The following is a 25,680-nucleotide window of genomic DNA, read 5'->3' on the forward strand; positions in this document are numbered from 1 at the left end:
GCCGAAAGACGACAGGCCTCCATGAGAACATTTTGTGAACGAGCGGCCTTAGCGCTTGGAGAACTGAGGACGCTTACGAGCCTTCTTAAGACCGTACTTCTTACGCTCAACCGCACGAGAATCGCGGGTGAGGAAGCCAGCCTTCTTAAGGTCTTCACGATACTCGCCGGCCTCAAGCAGAGCACGAGCAATGCCAAGACGAAGAGCACCAGACTGACCGTTGATGCCGCCACCATCACAATTGGCGAGAACATCAAAACGACCAAGAGTATCAGTAATACGAAGTGGTGCAGTTGCATTGTCTACGAGCTGTTGGCGACCAAAATACTGAGTTGCCTCGCGACCGTTGACAGTAACTTTACCAGTTCCAGGAATAAGACGAACACGAGCGACGGCCTCTTTACGACGACCGGTGCCGGTATAAACAGCGGTGTTATCTGCCATCGTTTAGCCCTCCAGCTCAATCTTAACGGGATTCTGTGCAGCATGTGGGTGTTCAGCACCAGCATAAACCTTAAGCTTCATACCCTGCTTACGACCAAGGGTGGTCTTTGGAAGCATGCCCTTAACAGCGTGCTCAATAACACGCTCTGGGTGCTTCTCCATAGCCTCCTTGAAGGATTCAAACTTCAAACCACCAAGGTAACCGGAATGACGCCAGTACTCTTTATGGTCTGCCTTTACGCCAGTAAGAACCACTTTATCTGCATTAATGATGACTACAAAGTCACCAGTATCAGCGTTTGGCGTGTACTGTGGCTTATTCTTACCACGAAGAATCATGGCAGCCTTTGTAGCCAGACGACCGAGCGTTGCGCCCTCAGCGTCGATGAGCACCCACTTGCGCTCGACTTCGCCAGCCTTGGCAAACTGAGTCGACTTCTTCACTTGACTCCTCCTACGAATTACGAGATGACAACCCCTGGACGGGCTATCTATGCTTTTTCTTGTCAGAGATTACGGGGCTCTGTGGAAAAGCCTTAAAAGTATACTCCACTCTTTAGCAGTTGTATGCGGGAATTTTTGTTGCTTCACGAATGCAACAATTCATTCAAATTTGATGTTTTTATTCACATACCAAACCACTTACCGAAGTAAGCTGACCGCTTGTCGTGACATTGTATATTTTTTGTTCCAGTTTTTGTTTTATCACAACATAAACCGTGCTCAAGATCTTATGTTTAACATATATACATCCCTTTTTGAGGTGCATTGTAATTTGTCTAAAACAACTAAACCTACGATAGTGGGAGGAAACAATGACAGATTTAAATGCTGTAATGAAATTACAAAATCCTTCTAAACCAACAAACACATACCATGCAAAACATATGCGGATTAATTTAGCTTTTTTGATTTCAACGATATTCTTACTAGCCATTCCTTTTTATGGCTGCACTCCAGCAAATCAAAATAGTTCACAAAACAATGAACCAACACAGCAATCTAACACACAAAATGATAAAAACGATGCAGTTCCAAAGGGCACTGTTAAAGCCACATCGTTTTACTCGCCAACACTTGGCTTAGATTGGAATTATGATGTCTACCTCCCCGCAGATTATGACTCTAATCCAAATAAAACCTATCCAGTAATTTATATGCTGCACGGATTATACGGTAATCACCGAAATTTACTTGAACGCTTTGATTCCTCAGCAATGCTTGACAATGCTATCCAATCTACTGGTCAGAGTGCCATTGTTGTTTTTGTCGATGGCTTTAATAGCTTCTATATTGATTCTGCTGACCGTGGACTCAAAATGGAATCCGCCATCATGAACGATTTAATACCTTACATTGAAAGCACTTATCGTGTTTCTAAAGACCAAAAAGATCACGCTATTGGTGGTATTTCTATGGGCGGTTACGGTGCTGCTCGTTTTGTATTGCACCATTCCGACTACTTTAGTAAAGGTATTTTGATTTCTCCTTCCGTTTGGACAAAACTGGCAGACGATAACGCTATTTACCAGTCTCAACATGCTTTTAGTGATGGAGTTAAAAATTGGTCATGGGAGCTCTACAATCAGCTTTTCCCTAGTCAATATATTAACGATGTTGATCCAACTAAGGTTTCGTTCTTTGTAGCTTCTACATCTGACGATGGTGTAGTCCCCATAGCAGATGTCAATTCCTTTGTTGAACAACTTAAAAACGCTGGCATCAGTGTTGAATATCAACAAGACACAGGAGACAATCACAACTGGAATTACTGGTCTAGAGTTGCTCCAACAGCATATACCTGGGCACTTAATCAATTTAAGTCTACAAATAATAAATAACGATGAATTAGACGGGTTTCTCGACAAATTCTGGGAGTATCATCAAATAGACAAAGTATGACCGCGCGTTTACTCCAGTAAGTCATTCGAGGAGCAACTATGCCCAGCATCTATACTGTTACGCTCAACCCTGCTCTAGACAAGACTGTTCATGTTCAAAACTTTACATTTGACCAGGTAAACCGTATCAACTGGCTCAGACGAGACGCTGGTGGTAAGGGTATTAACGTCTCCAAAGTCATTGCAAAACTTGGTGGAGAGTCAACTGCCATTGCTGTTCTCGCTGGCCAAACCGGACAATGGATTGCAAACGCTCTTGACGAGAATAACATCAAGGTCCATGCAATTACTGTTCCTGGAGAAACGCGCACCAATCTTAAGGTTGTTGATGCCGAGGGCGGCACCAATACCGACATCAACGAACCTGGCCCCGAGGTCACCGACAGCATACTTGACCAGGCACTTGTTGATGTTGTCTCCAAGACTTCCGCTGGCGATATCGTAGTTCTTTCTGGCAGCCTCCCCCGCGGAGCTTCCACTAACACATACGGTCGTTGGACGCGTGCTCTACGTGACGCCGGGCTGAAGGTTTATCTGGACGCCGATGGTGCAGCGCTTTCAGCAGGTCTTGAGCAGAAACCATACTTCACCAAGCCAAATGATCATGAGCTCTCCGCCATGCTGGGCCGTGAGCTTACCGACGTGAACGCGATTGCCACAGCCGCATCCGAGATTGTCGCTGGCGGCATCGACACTGTCTGCGTTTCTATGGGAGGCAACGGTGCCGTCTATGCTACGACCAACGAAGTTTGGTATGCAGGTCCAGTAAAAGTCAAGGTAGGAAGCACTGTCGGTGCCGGTGACTCCGTTGTGGCAGCGTTCGCCTTTGCAGATGCACAGGGTCTCTCGACAGAAGACGCACTGCGACTGGCCATGGCCACGGGTGCTGCAAACGTCATGGAGAGCGGAACTCAAGCGGCAGAGCGCTCGGTTGTGGATTCGCTTATCAAGAAAGTCCAGTTCACGCGCCTGCGCTAGCACTTTTGAATTGCTACCAAGCTGCTTCTAGCTTACCTTGCTTAAATTGCTACCAGACTACTTCTAGTCTACCTTACCTAAAAAGTGCAAAGAATCTGTTTTTTGGACACAGATTCTTTGAGAAAATCAGGCAAATCCACAGATTCTTTGATGTTTCCAGGCAAAAGCTACCGATTCTTTAAAGAAATCAGGCACTTATAGCGTCACTCAAAAATACCTACAGTTACTCAGAGATATACACCTCTACTCAATAAAACTTTTAATCTCTTCAAGGCGATCAAGGGCAACTTTGCGACCCGTCAAGTACAAAGACAGCAGGGCTTCACCGGACTTCTCGTTAACTTTAACCTCAACTGGCTCAGGCGGCTCAAGCACCAATACTCTGCCCTCATTCTGCAATTCAAAGAGCTGTTTTCTCTGATCCATATAACGCTCAGAGCGAGAAGCCAATGCAGCTTCATAATATGGATATGCCGTATAAAACTGCGAACGAATAGCAATCTGCTCATTCATATCAGTTTTTACGTAATCGTGATCCTGCGTAACAATGACCAGCGCTTTCTTTGCAGGTTTATGGTCAGGTATAACAACAGGATACTCAGCTTGGCCATCTGGTAAACCAAGCGCCGCTGCAAAGGGAATTGAATCAGTTGTCCCACCATCAAGATAACGATGACCGTCGAGTTCTACCATACGAGAAACCGTTGGCATCGAAGCTGAAGCTTGAACCATCTTAATATCATCTGGCAGACTTTTTACATGCAGATATGCTGGAGTTCCAAACGTAACGTCTGACGCAACAGCATACATTTGCATAGGATTTGAATTGAACGCTTCGTTATCACAGGGATCAAGATGATTCTGGATTTCTTCGTACATAAACTCGCCGCCAGCGATGTTTCCCGTTGTAACTAGCGAACGAAACGACATAAATCGAGGATCATCTCTAAATGCCAGCATGATGCGCATAGCACGGCCAATTTGCTTTGATTTGAAACTCACAGAATTAATAGCACCAGCAGAAGTTCCCCATACACTTTCAAAGTTTGTAACGCCCTTCTCGCGAAGTACATCCAAAACGCCAGCAGTAAAAATACCTCGGTAGCTACCGCCTTCCAAAATAAGCGCGGTAGATGAAGTATTTTGATTTTTGCTCAAAGACGTACCGTCCAAAGCTTCATTGTTTGCGACGTCTTTATGCAATAACTTTGTATCATGCTGACTTACCATGAGTACCTCCAAAGCGTTAACTCAAGTGTACCCAACAATTAACTCAACCTACTCTTGTGTTTTTATTTCTGCACATTTTAATTTTTTTCATCACAAAAAAGCAGGTAAACTACTACGCAACTGAAAGTTGACAAATTTCCAATCACACTTGGTGGCAAGCAACTGAGTCTTTTCTTACAGTAAAATCATCACATGTGAATCCGATTCAATACTTCAATCCATCATTGATAGAAAGGAACAACCATGTTACTGAGCGAGAAAATCATGAGCCTCAGAAAGCGGAATGGTTGGTCACAAGAAGAACTTGCACGACAGCTTAATGTTTCAAGACAGTCCGTTTCCAAATGGGAGTCTATGGCTTCCATGCCAGATATTCAAAAGATAATGACTATGAGTGAGCTCTTTGGTGTCTCAACCGACTATCTGCTTAAAGATGAAATGGAAGATCTCCCTGCAACTGCAGCATCTTTAGACTCTGCAGAAACCTCAAGTGAGAGTGCTACTCCCGAATCTTCTTCACAAACTAATGAGAAAGACAACTACTCCTCCACAAAGATTAAAGTTTCTCTGGATCTAGCAACGGAATATTTGGATACTATTGAAAAGACATCTCGTACAACAGCCTTTGCCGTTATGCTCTTTATCTTAGGTCCTGCGATTCTTGGGTCGCTTGCCACCTACGGAAAAACTCAAACAGATTTTAATCTCGCGATTATCAATTCAGGTGCACTCAATACATCCAACCTTCTTAACATCATAGGTGTTTCTATTATGATGCTCTGCATTGCAGCTGGTGTAGGCCTTCTGATTTTACAGAACGTAAAACTTTCACCATTCAAAGAACTTAAAGAAAATACCCTTGATCTGCAATATGGTGTTGAGGCAGCTGTTAAGCGACGCGCTGAATCTACAAAGTCCCTGCGCTCTTTTCAGCAAGCTGCTGGAGTTTGTCTTACTATTCTGAGCTCTATCCCTTTTGTTATCGCATCGTATTTTGAAACTGGTCTTTACTTCTCAATAGGATTTTTTATCGCCATGTTCATGGTTGCTTTTGGGGTCTTTTTGCTCGTTAATTCTGGTATTGTCAAAAGTAGCTACAATGTTCTTCTCCAAGAAGATGACTATTCAAATAGCGAGAAAATCTCCAAAAATAAACAAAAGTCTATCTACGCCCAGTATAAGCAATATACGCAAGCTTACTATGTAGTTATCACACTCATGTATCTTGGCTATAGCTTTATTACCTATGACTGGGGTAGGAGCTGGATCATTTGGCCTCTCTCTGCACTTCTCTACCACGCTGTCATTAGTGTTTTAGGTGCATTTAAAAAGAAATAACAGAGCATGAATACACGCCCTGTTGGTTTAGAAATATACCAACAGGGCGTAAATTTAATCTACCGTCTTATTTAATATGTTTATGTGCGAATTGCCACACCATCACAACACTTCGTGGAGACGGAATTTCTGCCATGGTTGTAAGGTATCAATCAAAAAGTGCTCTTCGTCTGGAATATGACCAACAACATTTGTTTTACCAGTATTAATCATATCCGTTCGAGCAATTTGCATCTCTCCTGCGTAATGGCCATAGAGGCTGCTTTCAATAATAACGTCCCCTCGACGAATAGTAGAAGGTGCATTAAATACGTCAAAGGTATGTTCCTTATACTTCACACGACTCTGAGATGAACGAATTAGGTTGTCAGAAACATCTCCCCTATTACAGTGAAGTTCCTCAAGTACAATGCTCTTCTCGACAGATGGAATGGTATCCACAAGCTTCACACCAAAGCTCACCAGGTCATGCGGTAAGGACTTTATTTTTTCAAACTCAGATTCTGTAGCAAAACAGTTAGAAATAATGACGTCGTCAATAGTTCCCATTGAAATATAGTGTTCCACCTGCAGGTGCATAGGCATGTGTCGATGCATCTCTAGTGTAGGAAGACCTTCGGTCACCGGCCATGGGCCAAACGAATTTTGAGCCTGACTGGTCACAAATGCTGCAGTATTAATCCCATACTTTGTGAAACGCTCAGTGCAACGGTTAAAAAATTCAAGGCCCAATCCAGAATAGCCATGAGGATAAAAGTTATGACAACCAATAAGCTTATTTTTATTTGGTTGGTATTTCATTATGGTGTCAAGATAGTCCACGTCATTGCTCATGTTAAGCTCAACAAATAATCCTTCTGGATTAAACGTCATAAAAGACTCTTCTTTACCAGTAAACCCTAAATCAAGCCTAAAGCCGTCTGCACCAATCTCTTTAAAGAAAGAAAGATTGTCATATGAAATTCCAAGCTCTTTAAAAACTCTTGGATTGACATCAACGATAATCTCAAAGCCAAGACGATGCGCATGTGCATTGATATCAGAAAACTTCTGCACAATAGCTTCTTTAGTGTCCTGAACCGAAAGAAGACAACTAAAAATGCGAGAAAATCCAGCACTAGCTGCTCGATCTAAATATGCAAGAATATCCTCTTTTGTACTCTTTTCAGGATAAATTGAAATTCCAAGGCGTTTCATATTCCACCTTCTCTAAAGATACGGCCTCGATGACAAATCTGTACATCAAAGCCGTATCTATCGCACCTATATAATTACTCTATTCACATATTATGCATTCTGCTCTTGAGAGAGATTCTGTTTATCCCAAACTTTTACGAATGGATAATAAATCAAAATTGAAACTAAAATCAAAACAATACTCAAAATAATAGCTCGGAAATCTCCACCAGTCGCAAGATATGCACCAATAGGTCCTGGAAGTGTCCAAGGGGCGTTAACTGATACGCGATTTACCAGACCAAGCACTGTTGCAAACCAAGATATAACTCCACACACAACAGGTGTAAGCACAAAAGGAATTGCAAGGGTAACATTCAAAACAATAGGAGCACCAAAAATAATTGGCTCATTGATGTTAAAGAGCGCCGGGAAAAATGCAATGCGACCAAGATCTTTTGCATACTTAGACTTACAAACAGTTACCAGCAAAATTGCAAGTCCAATTGTTGTACCAGCACCACCAATGAAAATGAACCATTGATAGAACGGCTCCGCACTAATCGAAGGAAGTTGAGTTCCTGCAACGCCAGCGGCAACTGCAGTGGTATTTGCCTCAAGCAAAGTAAGCCATAAAGGACGTGCGATTGAACCAACAATCGAGGCACCATGAATACCAAAGAACCAGAAGAATCCATAGAGCAACGAAATAAGCATAACAGCAGGAAGACTATCAGTTGCATACACAAGAGGCTTGATGAGAGTGGTAATGGCTGCATTCCAGTTAAATCCAAAGTAATAAGTAATGGAGCCAAAAAGAAGAATAACAAGCAGCGTTGGAGTAAGTGCCTCAAAAGATCGAGAAACTGATTCAGGCACTTGTTCAGGCATTGTAATCTTAAAGTTAGAGTGCTGTGTAAAACGATAAATATTAACTGCAATAAAAGTTGAAATAATACCTACAAAAAGACCTGCAGATCCAAGATTTGCCATAGGAATAACAAAGCCAGTTACACCAGCGTTTGCATCTTTTAACACGTTAACTGGGTTGATGGTAAGAAGAAAAGCCATAACGGATAGAATCGCGCCAGAAAGCCCGTCTAACTTGAATGATTTAGCAAGACTGTTTCCCATTCCAAAAACGGCATAAAGCGCCATGATGTACATGGTCATTCGATATGGAAGAAGAATCTTTGCGGCATTTTGAGAAAGGAACTTATAAATTTCCCAATCTTGAGGGATAGGAGGAAACGCAATAATCAAAAAGAAGGAACCTACGATAATAAGAGGAAGCGCTCCGATAACACCATCTCTTACCGCCAGTAAATACCGATTAGACCCGAGAACGGACATTGCCGGTCCCAGCTTTTCTTCAAGAAACTTTTGTAACTTCTCCATTTGTTCCCTTCCTTCTCACAACGAACGTTAAAAACACTTCTTATAACAATTTCTCATAACCTCTTAGCTTTACGCATTGCTCTTTCCGAGCAATGCATCAACTTCTTTTAAGATATTTTCAACATTGCAAAAGGCATAGTCTTGAGGAGCAATAACTGCAACAGGAATAGCAACGGAATCAGCAATTTGCTTTTTTCTATAAGCTACTTGAGGCCCAAGCAACAACACATCATAGTCAGAAACTCTGTCTTCATAGCTTGCGGTGCCAACTGCATCAACCTTAATATCCATACTATGTTCTTCTGCATACTTTTCTATCTTTTTCATAAGTAGAGAAGTCGAAATTCCACCTGAACACACAAGAAGAATCTTATAATCAGCCATAATTTGCTCCTTAAAGCTACTGTAAACATGCTTTAATTTAACACTTGCACTCTAATACGCTTAAGATCTTTCAAAAGAAATAGGTTATAGGTAGCTATTATTCCGTCAACGTCAAATAACCTGAAAGATACTATTAACATAACAATAGCCCGACTTCATACATGAAATCGGGCTATGAAAATCTATACAACAGTTATATTACTACCCTAGTCCAGCTTGTCTCTCTTTTTCTTACGACTACCTGCAACCAATCCCGAACCCAGTAACGTTAATCCTGCCGAAACAGCAACTTGATCTACAACACCTGTATTTGGAAGTGATCCATCAGAAGTTTTTGTAGAGGTATCTGTGGTAGTAGTTTGTGCTAATTGATTAACAGCAGATGTTTCATTAGTAGTCACAGCATCATTTGGCGCCGTTTGTTGATTGTTTGTACCATTCTGAGAAGCTGTTTGCGTACCGACCTCTACAATCTCATCTATAGCTGAGTCTACTGTACTGTCTTCAATTACCCTGCGATCATCTCCAGAAACCTCAACAAGGATACGTCGTAAACCGTTCTTTCCTGCAGTAATTAATCGACGTAAACCTTGTTTAAGATTTGGATTAGTACGCTCTTGTCTCTTAAACGGAATTGTTTCAGTAATAATATTCACGACTGGCTTACTAAACACAAGTTCTTTTACACCTTCATCAGGGGTAACCTGATATACAAGCTTTGCTGATAGCTTTCCAAAAACATCATTAAGATTTTGAGCTGCCGCATCAACTGCTGACTGTTCCACGTTCTCATTAGCCAAAACTTGCTTGGCTTGAGCAAGAGCTTCTTGATAGGCCCTTACCGTTTCCTCTGTATACAAACTAATATCAACGTCATTTGCTTTATCAACCGCTTTTTGAAGATTCTCTTTATTTACCTTAGAAGCATGAGGGTTAGTTACAAAAAGATTCTGAACTTCTAGATCTCCATCCCATAGTCCAAGGCCAACATATGCATTGTTGTAGTATGAATCTACAGTATCAAATGTATGGTTGAGGTACTCTACCCCATCGACAAGAACTTTTACGCTGTTTTTACCCTTGATTACCTTAACATGATGGAATTTTCCGTCATTAAGACGTTTTCCATTCATACTACCTTCTGCAATAGTATCTCCCATAAAACGATACAAACGAACCGCATCGTTGTCTCCAAATTGGACAGAATACGCATTACGTGGATCAACGTTTTCTGATGCATAGAAAATATTGATGAGACCTTTTTGATATTTAATATCAACATCAAGCTCATACTCAGGGAATGGAATCTTCTGTTTTCCCATGTAGTAATCATTGGCGCTCACATTTTTATCGTATAGACTCTCTCCGTCGACATACCATTTTCCAGCCACAGACGTTAAATCTTTTACGTTTGTCTTGAAATCGTTACGAGAAATAGAAACAGTAAATTCCTTAGACAACGTTGGGTCAGATTTTGATGTTGCAGTAATTTTAACGGTTCCTTTTTTAAGCGCTGTTACTAAGAGCTTGTTCCCCTCTTCTTTAACAGAAACTAAATCAGGATTATCAACGCTCCATACAACGTCCTGCGGTACAGTTGAAGGCATTACGTATGCTTTAAGCTCAACAGTATCTCCAACATATACGTTATTTTGAACTGGTGACGCTTGTACCAGCTCAAGCGGCTTTGTTGCTTCTTTTTTATCCGTCCACGTGCTAGCCAAAGGATACAGCGTTATATCCGCCTTAGCAGTACCGCCCTCAGCAAATGCACTTACACCCAGACTACTTGGTGCAGGGAATATTTGATTGGCCCCCGCCACGGTATTACCGCGAGAAAACACTTCAACACTCGCTCTATCGACATAGATATGTAAATCAATGCTACCGTCAGCGTTTCTCTTTACTGACTGGGAGTCTACCTGAGCAAATTTATTGCTCAAAATAATGCCCGACTTGCTACGATCAATGGAGAGCGTTTCCGTTTCCAAATCATATACGACTCTTGTTACTTCATTTCCACCTACGCGCAAATTAAATCCAACTTTTTTAGTATCTTTACCAGGGCGGAATGTAGAAACAATTTCGTACTGATCTCCCGAGAAACCCTTAAGCGCATCGCTTTTCTCGTCTATATCAACATCTTTTAGAGTTATAGCCTTATCCTCTTGACGCAAAGACTTGTATGCATCAATAGGCGTCTGTGTCAGACGATACGATCCATCTTGCTTAACAAGACCAAGTTTAAGATTAAGGTTAAATGTTCCGTTGAATTTCTGTCCAACGGTATTAGCTACTAAATTGCAATAATCATCCCAGGTGTTCATCCAGTTAACTTCAACAAGTTCTGGCAACGTTGGATTTTCAGTAGTACCAAAATCCTGAACATAATATGTCATCGCTGCATACGAATCTTTACCAAAATTCATGGATTGATCAGCTTGCTCAAACTCTGCGTCTGGAACGAACGTCCATTTGCCGTCTACCTGCTTGAAATCTCCCACTTTATAGAAACGACCGCCGCGCGATAAAACCCACTTGATGGTTCCATCGTTAGCTTTAATGGGATAAAGATCTGGACACTCAGTATGTAGATTAGGGTAGGTAGACTCTACTTTCCAATTACGTAAATTATCTGAAGAGTAAATTCTTAAAGGACCGCCAGCCACAACCATAAACCACTTATTCTGCCAGCGGAAGACCTTAGGATCGCGGAAGTCTTGGGACTGTAATGGATCATCTGTCCAGTCAGCTGCAACTTGATCGACCTTTGTCCAAGTTCTACCTTCATCTTTACTGTATGCAAGTTTAATGCGCTGACCATTACCATCTGCTGTGATAAGTGCTACCAGCCCACCTTCACCATTATCAAAAAGGCCGGAAGTGTTATTAGGATCAGCAACAATACTGCCAGAGAACATGGCGCCATTAGCATCAGGATAAAATGCGATAGGCTGTTCTTTCCAATGAACTAAATCAGTACTGGTTGCATGACCCCAATGCATGGGACCCCATTTGGTGTCATCGTGGAACTGATAGAAGAAGTGATAGACACCTTTGTAATACACCAATCCGTTAGGATCGTTTGCCCATCCATCTTTAACTGAGTAGTGATATTGATCTCGATAAAGCTCGTTATAGTAAACTTCATCTGCCTGTCTACGATGTACATTTAACCTATAAGTTACGCTAACATCCTGGCCATCATCAGTAGTGATAGTACTAGTAACTGTCAAATAATTAGCACCAACCGCAAGTGGAATATTCTTAAAATCACTGTATACATGCCCAGCTGCATCAGTAACTTGAATCTTAGCAGCACTATTCTTTGGTTGGATATTCAAATCAATCGAAGCTGCATTATTTTTTACATACTGAATAGTAACTGGCGAAGTAAACTGACCTTTTTGTTCTACTGTACCTGTCTTGGAAGTAACCGTAATGTCCTTAAGTTCGGGGCTTTCTTCCTCGGTTATTTCTTTATAAAACGTATTTTGAAAACGTACCTGACTGTTCCAATTCAAAAGTCCATAATAACCTTCAGAAATATAGGTATTTTGGCCCTTATCGTCTCTTTGTAACGTATAGTCGCCTAAACTTGCAACTAACACATCATTAACGTAATAAGATGTCCAAGAGCCTATAGACACTACTTTTAGGTGATAGGTATTATCTGCTGTTGGCTCGATGTGCTTCTCGTTAATAAATTGATAATCACGACCACCTTGCCAACGCCAAAACTTAACGTTGTTACTTCCTCCATCAATATTGACAGCATAGCTATTCTTGTTATTTGGGTCGTTGTTACTTCTAAAGACAAGTGCTGCGGCACCCTCTTTACTCAAAAACGTTACATCCGTTGAATATACAAAGTTCTTGCCTTTACTTTGAGAATAAAAGAAACTGTCGCCTTTACCACGGGCGTCGCTATACAGACCATCCTCGCGAGCTTCCCAGTTTCCATTTTGATCACCGTGCGTATCTTCAAGATTAGTTTTAAATCCAGATTGATTTTCTGCGCTTACTGCGGATACCTCAGTTTTGTTCTCTGACTCTACTGCTGATGATAAAGCTGGCACTTCTTCTTTTTTCTCTGCAACATCTACCTTGTCATTTTTTACTTCATCGGTACTTTGATTTTTATCTTGTGCTTCTGCCGAAGTTTGTTTTACATCATCGGATGTTTGATTAGCCTCTGCATCTTGGTCTACATGCACTGTCTGATTAGTTTGAGCAGACTTTTCTGTACTACCTAAAGAAGAATCTGGTGATGTATCTTGCTGACGAACCTCTACGACTGGTGACGATGTAGAAGTTGGATTAGCAAAAGCCTCCTGAACGCCAAAAATACCTATCTGTAACATGAATGCACCTAATGCTGCAAGCAAACAGCCCGCGATTCTATGTGTACCAATTTTTCCCATAAACCATTTTTTATATGATGTATCGTGTTGGTCTTCCATGCTACTCCCTACATCTAAAATAAAACTACGTTAAACGTCTAAATGTCCTGGACGCTTAAAAAACACCAAGCTTGTAGTATCTTAGTATTATTAGATACGTTTTTTATCTAATATCAAGATTAATTGATGAATGATTAAAAATAATTTAGATGCTTTAAAGACTTTCTAAATTATTTTAATATTTATATCAATACTTCTCGCAATTTTGTTTATTCATCTATATACATCTATTACTTTCATGCTGGCAAAATTGCATCCTAAAAAATAAAACCGCCTTCAAAAAATAAAGGCGGTAGTAGAAATTACTATAAAAATTGTAATACACGTAGGATTTACGCTATAACCTCAATTCCATCATTGTGAACGACGTGTCTCTTGATACTTCTCAAATGCCTTTTGATACGCCAATTGTTCCTGCTTAAATTCTCTATTAAAAAATAGCGTCGAAACAAAAAGAATTACCAAATACACACCAACAAATGAAATCCACGCCTCGAGTATATTTGGCAACCACTCTCCAACATAAGCCAAGATAACTAACGTAATAAATAGGCATACATTAAAGCCTAAATAGCGCTTCCAATAACTCAACCGTAAAATACATGGCTGATAATTAAACCAAAGCTGCTGAAAAATTCCCATGCTTATTCCAGCTAAAGCAATCGTCAAAACTAAAATATTATTTTGCCTGTTACCAAAATTTCCAAGCAAAGCAATAACAGAATAGACGCACGAAATAATTGTAAAATAAGCCGCTCCAGCAAATCCACCTTTTTGCAGTATCTCTGCAGTTGTTATGCTAATTCCATCTTCACTTTCTTTTTCGAAAGCCTCATTACAATCATTCTGTCTCTGCTGTTTTTTCAGTACCATTTTTCCTCCCTACCTTATAAAACTATTCTGGAAACCCTTACTTTTAGAAGCACTCACTAAAAGAAGCACCCGCTAAATTCCAATACGGCGTTTAAACTCTGGAGCATACTTTCTTGAAACAACAAGTTTTTTCTCACCCAAAGAAAGTAACATGCGACCAGATCCTGCTGGACTAATCCCTGTAACGTGATCCAAATTTACTAATTCCTGCCGAAAAATACGCACAAATTCCGTATCACTTAGTTCTCCTTCAAGCTCATTTAAGCGGCTGGAACTCTCAAGCGTTTCTCCTGTTGCAAGATGAATAAGGGCCATGCTTCCATTTGTTTGAACCCATGCTACATCCGCAAGAAACACCATACGTCGATTAATAGTTCCAGGAATATACCCAGAAAGCTTGCCATCAGCCATTTGTAGTTGGCGAACAATCCCAGCAACGCGTGGATTATCTGGCCCACTTAAAATGGTCACCTCAATTTGTGAGCGACCTTTTTCTTCTACTACGCGAATTTCCATGACCCATCCAAACAACTAACTTGACAGAGACTCTTACCTCGAGGCACCTTTAATTTAATCGTTATAACCCTTATATAATGTCTTATATTTCCCAAATGCACTAATTAGCAAATAAAGTGCGTCCTTTTGCATTTTAAACACTGTTTAAAGCAAAAAAACCATTTAGCATGTATATGCTTTATCACATAGAAAATTATTAAAATTACACGCCAACAGCTACTATGCACTGCTAACTGCAAAACAAATTAAATAAAAAGACTGACTCCAAAAGAATCCTGGAATCAGTCTAATGTTATGACACAAGCAACTAATTAACTTGGTCAATAAAATTACTTACTTTCTATTACTGACTTCTTGTTGAGATAGAACACTACACATACAACCGCAAGCAATAAAAACATAACTCCCAAGCTATAAGACACTGTTCATATCAACCTAAGCCTATGCTCCGTACCATTTTTTCTTGTTTAATAGTGGCCGTTCTGAAAAGAATTTACTTCTTTATTTTTGAAAAAACTTTTGTACGTTTAGCGATAAAAGCCGCAATACTGACAACTACACCAGCACATACAATACCCAAAATAGAGAATAATATTGGGTGTCGACTCATATCTACCGAAGAATCAATGGAACGATTAGTCAACTCATTTTGATCGTTCCATTCGGCAGGAACATCCGTGCGCTCTGCATGTACTAATAACCTATGAGTATTAACACCATAAGGAGTACACGTTACAAGCGTTACTTGATCTTTCCCTGGCTCAATAAAAAGACTATCTACCTGATTAGGTAAAACTACTTCAGTAGAAGTTACTCTATACGCATGATCTTCCCCAAGAACATGAATAATAAACCAATCACCTGCTTGAAGTTCATTGAGTCGATCAAATATACGGGCGGTAGGCAGACCGGTATGACCTGCTAAAACAGTATGCGTTGACTCCCCGCCTATTGGCACAGAAGTATTTACTACATGACCAACACCATGCTGTAACACATCATCAGTTGTAAAGTGATAAATAGGAAGATTCACTGAAATTTTTGGTATTATAAGCTCTCCCATAACACCATCATTTGCTATGTTCAGCACTTCTTTATATTCAGTAACCCCTGGCATAGATTCTTTGCTATCAAAGGGGTCAATAACCCTAGAAGCACCATCACGAAGGTGCTTATTAAATTCAATTGCCCTTTCCTTTTCAGAAGAAAGGTCTGTCTTAGACATTGTAACTACTGTATTTTCTTGGGTAGCACTCACATTATTTTGAGTAAGTTGGTTAAGCCAGTTACTTACAAATGGATAGCTAATTAACGCAACACCAGCAACCAAAACAATAATCGACATAATTAGCCATACGCGCGCACGCTTCTTTTTTTCTATACCTTTATCCGAGGCATTAAGAGAAGCAGGAGAATCGTTTGATTCTCCTGCTTTCAATACAGCCATCATGTGTTTTGGATTAGCCATGATTAAACAGTAATACTAGAACTCTTTATGCGCGTTGCTTTCTAGAATACACAATAGCGCCTACACCAGCAACAAGCAGAACGGTTCCAATAGCAGTGAACATAAAGGTTCCAGCGTCACCGGTTACTGGAAGAACTGGCTGCCTATTATCGACAACATTCTGTGAATTAACCAGATAATTGTTCTCGACATCAGTTGTAGCTGGGTTATCAGCAGTAGCAGTAGTATCGCTTAAATCAAACTCAATGTCGTTGACTTTGGTGTATCCAGAAGGAACGCCAGTCTCTGAAATCTTATAGTGACCTGCTGCAAGACCAGAGAAGTAAACATAACCGTTTGCATCAGAAGTAGAAGTGAGTACTTTACCGTTATCAAGCGTAAGGGTAAATGTAGCACCCTGAAGAGGATTGCCCTCTGGATCAGTCTTCTTAAAGACGTAACCATATGTCTTTACTGTAGTGTTGCTGTTAGGAGTAACAGTCTTATTCTCATATGGATTTGGGTTGAAAGTAACAGTAGCAGTGTTTCCAGTTACATCAGTAGCGCTATGAGAGAAAGCATCGGAAGTAAGCTCTGCCTCATAAGTAACCTCGATTGCCTCACCAGGATGAGCAAGAACATAGTCTTTAGAATACTCAATGGTGTAGCCAGTTTCAGAAGCTGTCAAAGTGTAGTCTGCACCTGATACAGCTTTCTGACCATTAATTTTAATGGTGTCAGTCTTAATCTTTAAACCAGCAGAAGGTGTATCACCAATAGTAAAAGTTGCGTTCTTAGAATCTTTTGGATAATTAGGAACAGCAGTATTAATCTTGAATGGGACGCTATCACCAACGCTGTACTTATCGGTTGACTCTTTATACTCAGAACCAACAGTCTTCTTAACAGTTACGTCAGTCTTCTTAACATCAATAGGAGCAACATCGCGAGACTTATATGTTCCGCCATCAACCTTAGGAGTTACGTCAACTACCATATTCTGATAAACGCGAGTCTTGCCACTTGCGGTGGTAACACGAACGAGATAGTAGCCACTTCCAAGAGTAAGCTTAGCGGAGCCATCACTGCCAGCCGTTGCGGTAGCAGCAGCTGGATTTGCTGTAACGGCACCAGCAATTGCTGCGGCAGCATTTTGCATATCTGTACCCTGAGTAAAGGTATAACCGTCAGTAGCAACAGCTGCAATCTTATCAATTGTATTGTAAGCACTTGGCAGACCGTCAGCCATCTTATACGTTAAGTTATTTGCAGCATCAATGTCTGCATCAGCAATTAAATATGCACTTACAACATCGCCAGACTCAAGACCATTAATAGTAACCTTGCTATCCGCAACATCAGTGCCGCTTGTTGGATTAGCAAAAGCCTGAACCGGGACCAGTGAGTAAATTAGAAGAGCTGCTGAAAAGAGGCAGCAAATCTTACTAAAAATACTCTTAGCTATTGATTTCATTCTTTTCCCTTCTTTAATCTCAGGTTAACTAAAACATAACCCTTGATAATAGTAACTTAACCTACTTTAAAAAAATGTACTTTAGTTCAGAACACATAAACTACTTATTTTTCCACCAATCGTTCATAACGCGCTTTATTACTTCCTTCGTCTAGTGTTTTTAGCAAAAGCAACACCACCTACAGCAGTAAGCGCTACGCCAGCAGAAACAATACCTACAATACCCGCACCTGCAGTTGTTGGAAGTCCAGGTATAGGTTCATCAGAAATAGTAATAGTTGCTACATTATCTTTCTTAGGTAAAGAAACCTCTGAACCATCAGTATTAACAGTAGAAATATCACCGTCTGCATTAACAATAATCTTGTGTGCCTGAGTATCAAGATTATATCCTGCTGGTGCCTGAGTCTCTCTTAACCAATAGGTTTTACCAGCTACCAAGCCATAGAACAGTGCCTTACCTTGATTATCTGTAGTTACTGTTCCATTAGAAATTACAGAAGTAAGTGCGTCATCACTATATACAGTTGCTGGTCTATCCTCTGGTCCGTACGAACCATTGCCATCATCTTCATATAATGTGAACCTAGCTCCACTTAGGGCAGTAACTCCATCTGAACTTTTCTTAAGAACTCCTAGAGGTACGGCCACGTACTGATTTGTAAATACTGCTCCATCGGCATCATATTTTGGAGTTGCGGTAAGTGTGCCATCACCATTATCCGTTACTTCAACAACAACATTTTCTGTATGAGTATCATTTTTATAACCAGTGCCGCCACCCTGGCTTTCAGTAATGGTATATCTATATGTACCTGGAGTTTTATACTCAATCTTGTCAAATGTTACAGTACCACTTGCATCGTTAGTCTTTTCTTGATGAACTGCATCATCTTGTCCTTTAAGCTCGAACTTAAATTGTCCGTCTTCAAGATTGCGTCCTTTTAAGACTTTTGATGCACTTAGAGTTACTTCACCTTTTGCCTTATAGGTATTTGTTAGTTCAAAAGAACCTGTTTGTACAGTTGAACCTTTGAGAGTAACCACTGATCCGTTAGCAGATGAGCTTCCCTGCGCAGACGCAGTTACTGCAGATGCTTCGTAGTACGATGGAAGTGACTCTTCTTTAAATTCATACGTATGACCAGTAGGACCCGCAGGAACATTAGTTAAAGTTGTTGTATAGGTATTAGGACCCGATTTTGTAAGAGTAACATCATACTTCTTCTCATTTGCGGTACCGGCATCGCGAGTCACTACACCACGTAGTACAGACGGTCTACTGGCATTGCTTTGATCATGATCATCACCGGCCCACTGCTTTGTAATTGTAAGCTGTGATGTAACTGGCGCAAAAACAGGTTTATTATAAGGTGATTCAGTTGGATCGCCCACTTTTGTAGTCACGGTGCCATTTGAAGACTTAGATGTCAAAATAGTCCTAAAAGAAATTTTTGCCTTATCGTTATCATTCGAATATAGGCCTTTAGAATCATTTGTACCGTCGCCGTCATTATCACCATCATGCAGTGATGTACCATCAGCCATAGCATCGTACGCAGCCTGTGTTGGCTGAGTCTTAATAGTAATGGAATATGTCACACCATTTTCAAGCACTTTAGAAGAATCTCGTTCAGGTGACCAAGAAACTGTCTTATTTGCAGTATTAAATGTTGGCTTTACAAAATCCCATGTTCCTACAGTTTGTCCGGTAGTCGAATCATAGCTTGCAAGAACAGTACCATCTGATGCAATTTTTTTAAGTACGTATTGAGGGGTGCCATTGCCAGCAAAGTCCATATTTACAGTGTCAAGACCGTCATTAATGGTAACGTCTTTATAAGTGATTGACTTCGTAATAACAGAAGCGATTTCTTTAAAAGCTTGTTCCATTTGAGCCGTATTATTTGCTTCATAATAATACGTTCCACCAGGATTTCCAAAGGGGTTTCCTGTGTATGCATAGTTAGTCAACTGCCTTAAATAGGCATGTCCACCATACATATATACTGAGTAGAAATGATATCCTGCTGAGCCAATAGCACGAGCTTCATCAAGTGCATGCTCATAACCGATTTGATTGTTTCGTACCCAGCCATTTCTATCTTGTGTAGGAAGACCATCAGTAACAAAAATAACATACGTAGGATTACCGTTTGCTGCTTTTTGATCAGCAAGAACTTTTGCACGCTCTAACGCGCTCTCCCAGTTTGTGCCAGTGTGAAATCCCATATTATTTGTTGCTCTTTGAAATTCATTCAGATCTGCAGTCCAACCGCACTCTAAGTTTGGCTTTTCATTGAATGAAAGAAGAGCCATCTCTACGACATCTTTTTGAGCATTTCTGTTGATTCCTAAAATGGTTGATGAAAGCTGATTGACAACGCGCTTTGCTGCATCAAGACGCATTTCACCGCCACCAGTCTGAGCTGTCATACTAGAAGAATTATCAAATACGACTAATACATTTGCCTTTTGCTCTTCCGAAGCAGCAGACGTTTCACCTTTGATGGTAAGTGTTAAATCATATGTTCCATCAGTATTAGGACTAATGGTCTTTTTATGTACCGGTGGAGTATTAATCTGAGGGTCTTCTGCATAGGCAACACGAGCGCCCGCAACAAACTGACCCACAAAAGCAATCATACACACTGTAAGGAAAAATATTAGCCTTCTCAGCTGCTTCTTATAAGTATATGTCCATATAGAAGTGTTCTTCTGTGAACTCATCAATTCTCCAAATAAACTATCATCTTGTACATATTACGCCCTATAAAATATCTCTCTTAGAGTAACAAATAAAGTCTCTTGAAACAAATGATTCACGCTTTTTACAAATATATCAAACTAAAATATACCTGCAGGATGACGTACTGTTTTGTACATTCAATTCAAATCTAAACTTTAAAAAACATCCATCTCCTCAATCAGAAGATGGATGTCTACAGTAAAAACGATATCAGTCTATAATCATCTCAATTTTATTCTTATACGTTACTTTCTCGAAGAGCGAAGTTTTAAAACAATAACTATAAGAAGAGCTATTCCACCTAAACCAGCAACAATAATTACATCACGCATTGTGTTGTCACCAGTATTTGGAACACGAGACTTACGTGGCTTAGGTATAACAGGATTTTTTGTAGTGTTAGTATCGGTGTCAATGAGACCATCACTGACGTGAGCAGTATTCACAACAGTAATATCCTTAACGCCCTTATTAACCTTAACTTGGAAAGTAACCGTGAGGGTCTCACCAGGTGCAACATTTTTCGTCCAGGTTACAGTACGAGTAGCCTTATCATAAACTCCACCGTTATCAGCAGAATTATCAACGTAAGTTGTGTGCTCTGGAATAACATCAGTAACCGTAACATCACGAGCAGTATTGGTGGTATTGGTATATGTCACAGAATAAGTGAGTACTTGTCCTGCAGTTACCTTATTACCATCAATAGAATTACCCTCACTATCAAGAACGTCCTTCTTTGGCTGAGGCAAAATCACCCAAACACCAATGAAGTGTGCGTTCTTGTGATCAATAATCTCAGAATCGTGATCGTAACCAATGAACACCCAAGTTCCATCAGAAGTTTCAACACGAGTTACTCCACCAAGTGGTTGATCAGGTGTAACAGTTGTGCCGTTTGGAATTCTGGTCTGCTTACCAGGAAGTAAATCCAGAACCTCTTGTGGAAGTTCCTTATTAGGGGTGCCACTAACGTACTCATGAGTCTTCTCATAAAGAAGCTCTGTGGTTACTTTATTAGAGTGAGCAATGTTACCGTCAACAACCTGGGTAAGCTCATTATCAATATTTGAACTGTCAGTCTCTATCTTTGAATTAGTTAGAGTTTTATACGTAATGACAAACTTTTTACCGCCATTTTCTTTGGTAAGTAAATGAGCATCAATGTCTACAGTCACCTTTTGACCATCGACAGAAACGGTGTAATCGGTGCCTTCAGTAAGAGTCTGTCCATCAAACGAAACGCTAAGGCTCTGATAGTCAAGACGCTCATCAAACGTATCAACCATACTCATCGACTTGATCTTGCCGATAGTATCAATGCCTTGTCTTGGTAAAGTAAATGTTCCAGTGTAAGTAATTTCTTCCCCAGCCTTAGCAGGAGCCTGCTCTGGATCAACCGCTTTTACAGGAGCTGGACTTATCACTTCAGTATAAGCACCAAAAAGGCTACCACTTGTAGCAGCACTTGTAGACTCAAAAGTTAATGAATTGGACTTTGACTTAACAGCAAAACCCGCAAGATTTTTTTCTTGATCGTTTCCAGAAGTTGGACGAGTTGGATTCCACGTTATTTTATTACCATTTGTAGTTTCTGTAAGAACATTTCTATTGCTCATAACAATACTGTCAACGGTGCTCTCTGCATTTACCAGAGAAAAAGTCTCATTTGTGCCGCCATTTAAAACGTCAATATCACTTGGCTGCATGACAAGTTTAAGGTTGCACGGCGTTCCATCAGAGTACCTTAATTCCATAGTTACATTAGCGTTAATTGCATAGGATCCAAGCATGTCTGCTGTATAACTAGGGTGATTCACATCAATATAATCCATAAGCGAGAAAGACTTTGTTCCCCAGTTTTCATCAACAGTCAAAAACGGAACATCAGTCTTATTAGGATTATTGTAGTCTGCATTTGTATTTTTAAGGGTAAGGTCCAAAGAATTAACCGTTACATAAACATCAACGGATTCACCATCAACGGTGCCAGCATTAGAAAACTTCAATGAAAGTGGCTGATTATACTGATGGTTAGAGCCATCCTTAGTAGGCTGCATAACAAAAGCTGTTGAAGGAAGATTACCTGTATCTGACGCAGGAATCTCCACGCGTTTAACCCCATCCCCTTGTGAGAGAACAGTCATGTTATCCCTGGTCATAGTGAACTGATAGATGTTAATCTGAGTAAGATCACTATCGTCTTTCTGGCGATCAAATGCCTGAGCTGTGTTAACAAACATAACCAAGCATGCCATAATCATGGTTAGAAAAACCGAGATTCTCTTAAGAAAACTCTTTTTCATGATTGCCTCTCTGAAAGATGTGCAGAATACGGTCTTATTTTCTTATATCTTATTGCTTAATAGTAGCCAAATTTTGAGAAAAAGTCACATTCACATAAAAAGTAAATCCAATTGATAAGTACTACGTTGTTACTCGAGCAATAGCAATCTATTGATATCCTAATTCTTATACCAAAGAAATTCTCTTATTTAATAGTTTTTGGCTTCTGAATCTTCTCTGTCTTAGTGCAAATCCATGCAACAGTAATGCCTATACAACCAATAAACAATGTGGTGAGACCTAGCAAGAACATTTTCTCACCAATACCCATATTAATCGCATACTGAATTTGCAACTTAAGAGGAGGATCTTGATAAGAAATGCCGGCTTTCACAAACAGATAGTACGCGCCAATGAGACTACTCAAAATTCCCGAAATAAGAAAACCCATTGAAAATGTTCTAATGTGTCGAGCTGCTTTATCCATGCCATATCATCTCCTTATGAAAGTCAATGATAAAGCAAAATGCAGGAAAGCCAAAAAAATGAGGGGTTGGCGTACCAGCCCCTTCCAACATTGTTTACTTTCCACTTGCCATCTTAGCTGGATACCACTTTTGGAACCAAGCGGTAAATAAGCCCATACAAATGGGAACCAAGTTGTTTACAACAACCAAAATACTGCCTACTCCATTTTGAACTGCAAGCCAACTCCAGATTGCAGTTAATACGTACATAGCACCCCAACATACAGCCAAAATATAGTTTGTCTTCATAAAAAGCGGATTATTGTAGGCAATATCTCCTCCATAGCTATATTTTACGTATACAGCGCAAAGAGGATCTTTGGTGATGCATGACACAAGCCACATAAGGCCAAAAGCCAGATATCCCAAATCGACAATAAGGTTGACGCCACCGTTTCCGCTCATAAATATGCCTACAGACAATATGCCAACTAGAGCAAATGAAATTCTATCCCAAATGGTGAATTTAACATTCCTCATAATAAGCGGCATCAAAGTAGTAATAAGCAGTGAAACCATAGCACCAATCTGTGGATTAAACGACGTTGCAGTCCAGAAAACAATCCAAGGGAGCAGCATCGTAATCATTTGAGGATTTTTTTGCTTGTTATTTACTTCATTAGATGGCGTATTCTGCGTATTTCCTGACGAACTACCAGGAGTTGGCCCAAAGTATTTATCCCAATCAATCATGAAGGAAAAATCTCCCTCAACGGTGTATAAATGCTTGCCTAACGCTTCTGGTCCACTTATTTCTCCTCTAGAGATGGACTGCCAAACCTCAAATGGAGTGTTAAGTTTTGTAGTAGTAATCAAACTGCCATCATTAAAAACTTTACTACCATCTTTACCCAAGAAAATCTGGTAACTACGACCAAGATCCGTGTAGTTCATCTCAACAACACGGTCTTTGCCATCATATGCATCCTTATTGTACAGTGCAGCCATCTGACGAGTAAAAATAGCATCAGGTGGAGCCTGCTCAACGGGTTTCTCGCCAGCTTTTCCGCTACTTTGAACACTTGCGTCGCGAGAAATACCCCAGCTTGCATCTGCCATCTGCTCAAACATCTCTTTTGGATACAGCAAGACTTCAAGCTCGGCTTTTGTCTGCTCTGTTATGCCGTACTGTGCATACTCTACGCCGGCCTTTTTAACAAGCGCAAGATACTGGTTAGTGCGCGCAGAGAGTTCCTTTACACGGAACAACTCACCCTGTCCGCAGAAAATGCTCTCGTAATTACCTTGACCAAGAATGTGGTCAAACATCCTAGAGACGCTATCATAATTACCCTCTGCAGAATAAAATCCACAGGTAGAAATTAAAACGTGCTTCTTTCCAGTCATGTCGTAGCGAGACTCGTGAGCGCCGCTCCCGTATCCTCTCTTTGCATCGCTCATAAAAGGAAGGTTCATGGGAAGTTGGCGATCAATAAGATTCTTCAGTATCCCAGGCACGTTGAAATAGTACAAAGGAAAGCTCCAAATAATCAGATCAGCCCAAAGCTGTTGCTGAATAACTTTGTTCTCATCATCAGACATAATGCACTGACCTGGAGTATTCTTCCAGCAGTGAAAGCATCCTTTGCATGGCTTAATATCCATGGTAGCAACATCAAGTTGTTCAATAGTTACGTTTTTATCTTTATGCTGTTCAGAGATACCCTCAATAAAACTCTTTGCAAGTCTAAGAGAATTACTTGCCTTGCCCTTGGGGCTACCATTAATGAGAAGTACATTCATGTTGTTCCTCCAACTCTTTTATGCACTTCTCGCTCCACGCCTTAAGCATTTCATCGTGCATCTTGCCGTACTCGATAGTAAATTTCCAGAACAGTGCCTTTTCTGGGGCGCCCATTTGAGCTGCATACGCATCTACTGCACTAACTGCCAGCTCTCGCCCGTCAGGAAATGACGAGGCGTTATCTGCAATCCGTCTAAAGAACGCAAGGTTCTCTTCATAGGAGCACTCACCTCTAAAAAATGTCTGCATCAAAAGCGGAATGCGCAGCACCGAGGATTGCAAATCTTCTCTAAGCCACCTCTGCAGCTCTTCTTTACCATCTTTAGTTATCGAGAAAACCTTCTTGTCGGGCTTTCCTTTTTGGGTGACATGTGTCGAGGTAACCCAGCCGACTTTTTCAAGCGACTGGAGCTCTCTATAAATCTGACTTGTCTGAGCAGTCCAAAAATAGTTAAGTGACTGTTGAAAGATAGTTTTAATCTCATAACCAGTCATATCGCCGTAATTTAAGAGACCAAGGATTCCCTGCTTAAGCATATCTCTCATCTCCATATATTCCACTTGTTGAATATCATACTATAATATTAATTCCACTTGTTGAATATCATACTATAATATTAATTCCACTTGTGGAATATGTCAATGAGAACTTCTAGAAAGTTCTCATCACTTTCTGCCAGCACAAAAAAGACTCTGCTATTTCTAGCAGAGTCTTTGTAGAATCCCAATATAGTCCTTACCGATTACCATAT

19 protein-coding genes are annotated in these 25,680 nt (G+C 40.4%); 3 read left to right on the plus strand and 16 right to left on the minus strand.

Features of this window, described 5'->3' with window-relative positions:
* Positions 1-48: 48 nt before the first annotated feature.
* Together rpsI and rplM are read right to left on the minus strand one after the other, a co-directional pair.
* On the minus strand, positions 49-444 hold the full coding sequence (gene rpsI, locus APAR_RS06400) for a 30S ribosomal protein S9 (protein ID WP_012809330.1): 396 nt from the start codon (positions 442-444) through the stop codon (positions 49-51).
* Positions 445-447: 3 nt separating this feature from the next.
* Positions 448-888: a 50S ribosomal protein L13 gene (gene rplM, locus APAR_RS06405; RefSeq protein WP_012809331.1), complete on the minus strand. Its 441-nt coding sequence runs from the start codon at positions 886-888 to the stop codon at positions 448-450.
* A gap of 371 nt (positions 889-1,259) precedes the next feature.
* On the opposite strand from rplM, the gene APAR_RS06410 reads away from it, so the two are divergent.
* Positions 1,260-2,285 carry an alpha/beta hydrolase gene (locus APAR_RS06410; RefSeq protein ID WP_012809332.1) on the plus strand — a complete coding sequence of 342 codons (1,026 nt, stop codon included), beginning with the start codon at positions 1,260-1,262 and terminating at the stop codon, positions 2,283-2,285.
* 99 nt (positions 2,286-2,384) lie between these two features.
* Entirely contained in the window at positions 2,385-3,323 is a 939-nt protein-coding gene (gene pfkB, locus APAR_RS06415) for a 1-phosphofructokinase (RefSeq protein WP_012809333.1), read from the plus strand.
* Positions 3,324-3,566: 243 nt separating this feature from the next.
* Here the strand turns inward: pfkB and APAR_RS06420 are convergent, their stop codons facing one another.
* Positions 3,567-4,553 (minus strand): patatin-like phospholipase family protein, encoded by a 987-nt coding sequence (locus APAR_RS06420; protein ID WP_081433524.1) that lies wholly within the window; start codon positions 4,551-4,553, stop codon positions 3,567-3,569.
* A 243-nt stretch (positions 4,554-4,796) separates the two neighbouring features.
* Here APAR_RS06420 and APAR_RS06425 point away from each other — a divergent pair, with 243 nt between their 5' ends.
* Positions 4,797-5,891: a helix-turn-helix domain-containing protein gene (locus APAR_RS06425; RefSeq protein ID WP_012809335.1), complete on the plus strand. Its 1,095-nt coding sequence runs from the start codon at positions 4,797-4,799 to the stop codon at positions 5,889-5,891.
* Between the two features lie 102 nt (positions 5,892-5,993).
* On the opposite strand, the gene APAR_RS06430 is transcribed toward APAR_RS06425, so the two are convergent.
* The 13 genes from APAR_RS06430 to APAR_RS06490 all read right to left on the minus strand — a co-directional run bounded on the left by APAR_RS06430 (position 5,994) and on the right by APAR_RS06490 (position 25,465).
* On the minus strand, positions 5,994-7,088 hold the full coding sequence (locus APAR_RS06430) for a DUF871 domain-containing protein (protein WP_012809336.1): 1,095 nt from the start codon (positions 7,086-7,088) through the stop codon (positions 5,994-5,996).
* Between the two features lie 90 nt (positions 7,089-7,178).
* Positions 7,179-8,465 (minus strand): PTS sugar transporter subunit IIC, encoded by a 1,287-nt coding sequence (locus APAR_RS06435; RefSeq protein WP_012809337.1) that lies wholly within the window; start codon positions 8,463-8,465, stop codon positions 7,179-7,181.
* 69 nt (positions 8,466-8,534) lie between these two features.
* A complete protein-coding gene (locus APAR_RS06440; RefSeq protein ID WP_012809338.1) occupies positions 8,535-8,849 on the minus strand; it encodes a PTS sugar transporter subunit IIB in 315 nt (104 codons plus the stop codon).
* A gap of 206 nt (positions 8,850-9,055) precedes the next feature.
* Complete coding sequence (locus APAR_RS06445) at positions 9,056-13,312, minus strand: GH32 C-terminal domain-containing protein (RefSeq protein WP_012809339.1); 4,257 nt, start codon at positions 13,310-13,312, stop codon at positions 9,056-9,058.
* 354 nt (positions 13,313-13,666) lie between these two features.
* Positions 13,667-14,185: a DUF3021 family protein gene (locus tag APAR_RS06450; RefSeq protein WP_012809340.1), complete on the minus strand. Its 519-nt coding sequence runs from the start codon at positions 14,183-14,185 to the stop codon at positions 13,667-13,669.
* A 72-nt stretch (positions 14,186-14,257) separates the two neighbouring features.
* The gene (locus tag APAR_RS06455) at positions 14,258-14,701 is read right to left on the minus strand and encodes a LytTR family DNA-binding domain-containing protein (protein ID WP_012809341.1); all 444 of its coding nucleotides are present in this window, start codon (positions 14,699-14,701) and stop codon (positions 14,258-14,260) included.
* A 493-nt stretch (positions 14,702-15,194) separates the two neighbouring features.
* Positions 15,195-16,169 carry a class C sortase gene (locus APAR_RS06460; protein WP_012809342.1) on the minus strand — a complete coding sequence of 325 codons (975 nt, stop codon included), beginning with the start codon at positions 16,167-16,169 and terminating at the stop codon, positions 15,195-15,197.
* 25 nt (positions 16,170-16,194) lie between these two features.
* A complete protein-coding gene (locus tag APAR_RS06465; protein WP_012809343.1) occupies positions 16,195-17,622 on the minus strand; it encodes an isopeptide-forming domain-containing fimbrial protein in 1,428 nt (475 codons plus the stop codon).
* Between the two features lie 138 nt (positions 17,623-17,760).
* Entirely contained in the window at positions 17,761-20,352 is a 2,592-nt protein-coding gene (locus APAR_RS07205; RefSeq protein ID WP_012809344.1) for a Spy0128 family protein, read from the minus strand.
* 264 nt (positions 20,353-20,616) lie between these two features.
* Entirely contained in the window at positions 20,617-22,677 is a 2,061-nt protein-coding gene (locus APAR_RS06475; protein ID WP_012809345.1) for an Sgo0707 family adhesin, read from the minus strand.
* A gap of 185 nt (positions 22,678-22,862) precedes the next feature.
* Entirely contained in the window at positions 22,863-23,144 is a 282-nt protein-coding gene (locus APAR_RS06480) for a hypothetical protein (protein ID WP_041654085.1), read from the minus strand.
* A 94-nt stretch (positions 23,145-23,238) separates the two neighbouring features.
* The gene (locus APAR_RS06485; protein WP_012809346.1) at positions 23,239-24,927 is read right to left on the minus strand and encodes a flavodoxin family protein; all 1,689 of its coding nucleotides are present in this window, start codon (positions 24,925-24,927) and stop codon (positions 23,239-23,241) included.
* Positions 24,908-25,465 carry a helix-turn-helix transcriptional regulator gene (locus APAR_RS06490; RefSeq protein ID WP_012809347.1) on the minus strand — a complete coding sequence of 186 codons (558 nt, stop codon included), beginning with the start codon at positions 25,463-25,465 and terminating at the stop codon, positions 24,908-24,910. The genes APAR_RS06485 and APAR_RS06490 overlap by 20 nt, the downstream gene beginning before the upstream one ends.
* Positions 25,466-25,680 lie beyond the last annotated feature (215 nt).

The sequence above is a fragment of the Lancefieldella parvula DSM 20469 genome (assembly GCF_000024225.1).
Classification (GTDB): domain Bacteria; phylum Actinomycetota; class Coriobacteriia; order Coriobacteriales; family Atopobiaceae; genus Lancefieldella; species Lancefieldella parvula.

What these genes read in the sequence shown, in the direction of transcription:
- rpsI (WP_012809330.1), bottom strand. Translation starts at nt 444, where the DNA reads ATGGCAGATAACACCGCTGTTTATACCGGCACCGGTCGTCGTAAAGAG.
- APAR_RS06410 (WP_012809332.1), top strand. Translation starts at nt 1,260, where the DNA reads ATGACAGATTTAAATGCTGTAATGAAATTACAAAATCCTTCTAAACCA.
- pfkB (WP_012809333.1), top strand. Translation starts at nt 2,385, where the DNA reads ATGCCCAGCATCTATACTGTTACGCTCAACCCTGCTCTAGACAAGACT.
- APAR_RS06420 (WP_081433524.1), bottom strand. Translation starts at nt 4,553, where the DNA reads ATGGTAAGTCAGCATGATACAAAGTTATTGCATAAAGACGTCGCAAAC.
- APAR_RS06425 (WP_012809335.1), top strand. Translation starts at nt 4,797, where the DNA reads ATGTTACTGAGCGAGAAAATCATGAGCCTCAGAAAGCGGAATGGTTGG.
- APAR_RS06430 (WP_012809336.1), bottom strand. Translation starts at nt 7,088, where the DNA reads ATGAAACGCCTTGGAATTTCAATTTATCCTGAAAAGAGTACAAAAGAG.
- APAR_RS06435 (WP_012809337.1), bottom strand. Translation starts at nt 8,465, where the DNA reads ATGGAGAAGTTACAAAAGTTTCTTGAAGAAAAGCTGGGACCGGCAATG.
- APAR_RS06440 (WP_012809338.1), bottom strand. Translation starts at nt 8,849, where the DNA reads ATGGCTGATTATAAGATTCTTCTTGTGTGTTCAGGTGGAATTTCGACT.
- APAR_RS06445 (WP_012809339.1), bottom strand. Translation starts at nt 13,312, where the DNA reads ATGGAAGACCAACACGATACATCATATAAAAAATGGTTTATGGGAAAA.
- APAR_RS06450 (WP_012809340.1), bottom strand. Translation starts at nt 14,185, where the DNA reads ATGGTACTGAAAAAACAGCAGAGACAGAATGATTGTAATGAGGCTTTC.
- APAR_RS06455 (WP_012809341.1), bottom strand. Translation starts at nt 14,701, where the DNA reads ATGGAAATTCGCGTAGTAGAAGAAAAAGGTCGCTCACAAATTGAGGTG.
- APAR_RS06460 (WP_012809342.1), bottom strand. Translation starts at nt 16,169, where the DNA reads ATGGCTAATCCAAAACACATGATGGCTGTATTGAAAGCAGGAGAATCA.
- APAR_RS06465 (WP_012809343.1), bottom strand. Translation starts at nt 17,622, where the DNA reads ATGAAATCAATAGCTAAGAGTATTTTTAGTAAGATTTGCTGCCTCTTT.
- APAR_RS07205 (WP_012809344.1), bottom strand. Translation starts at nt 20,352, where the DNA reads ATGAGTTCACAGAAGAACACTTCTATATGGACATATACTTATAAGAAG.
- APAR_RS06475 (WP_012809345.1), bottom strand. Translation starts at nt 22,677, where the DNA reads ATGAAAAAGAGTTTTCTTAAGAGAATCTCGGTTTTTCTAACCATGATT.
- APAR_RS06480 (WP_041654085.1), bottom strand. Translation starts at nt 23,144, where the DNA reads ATGGATAAAGCAGCTCGACACATTAGAACATTTTCAATGGGTTTTCTT.
- APAR_RS06485 (WP_012809346.1), bottom strand. Translation starts at nt 24,927, where the DNA reads ATGAATGTACTTCTCATTAATGGTAGCCCCAAGGGCAAGGCAAGTAAT.
- APAR_RS06490 (WP_012809347.1), bottom strand. Translation starts at nt 25,465, where the DNA reads ATGCTTAAGCAGGGAATCCTTGGTCTCTTAAATTACGGCGATATGACT.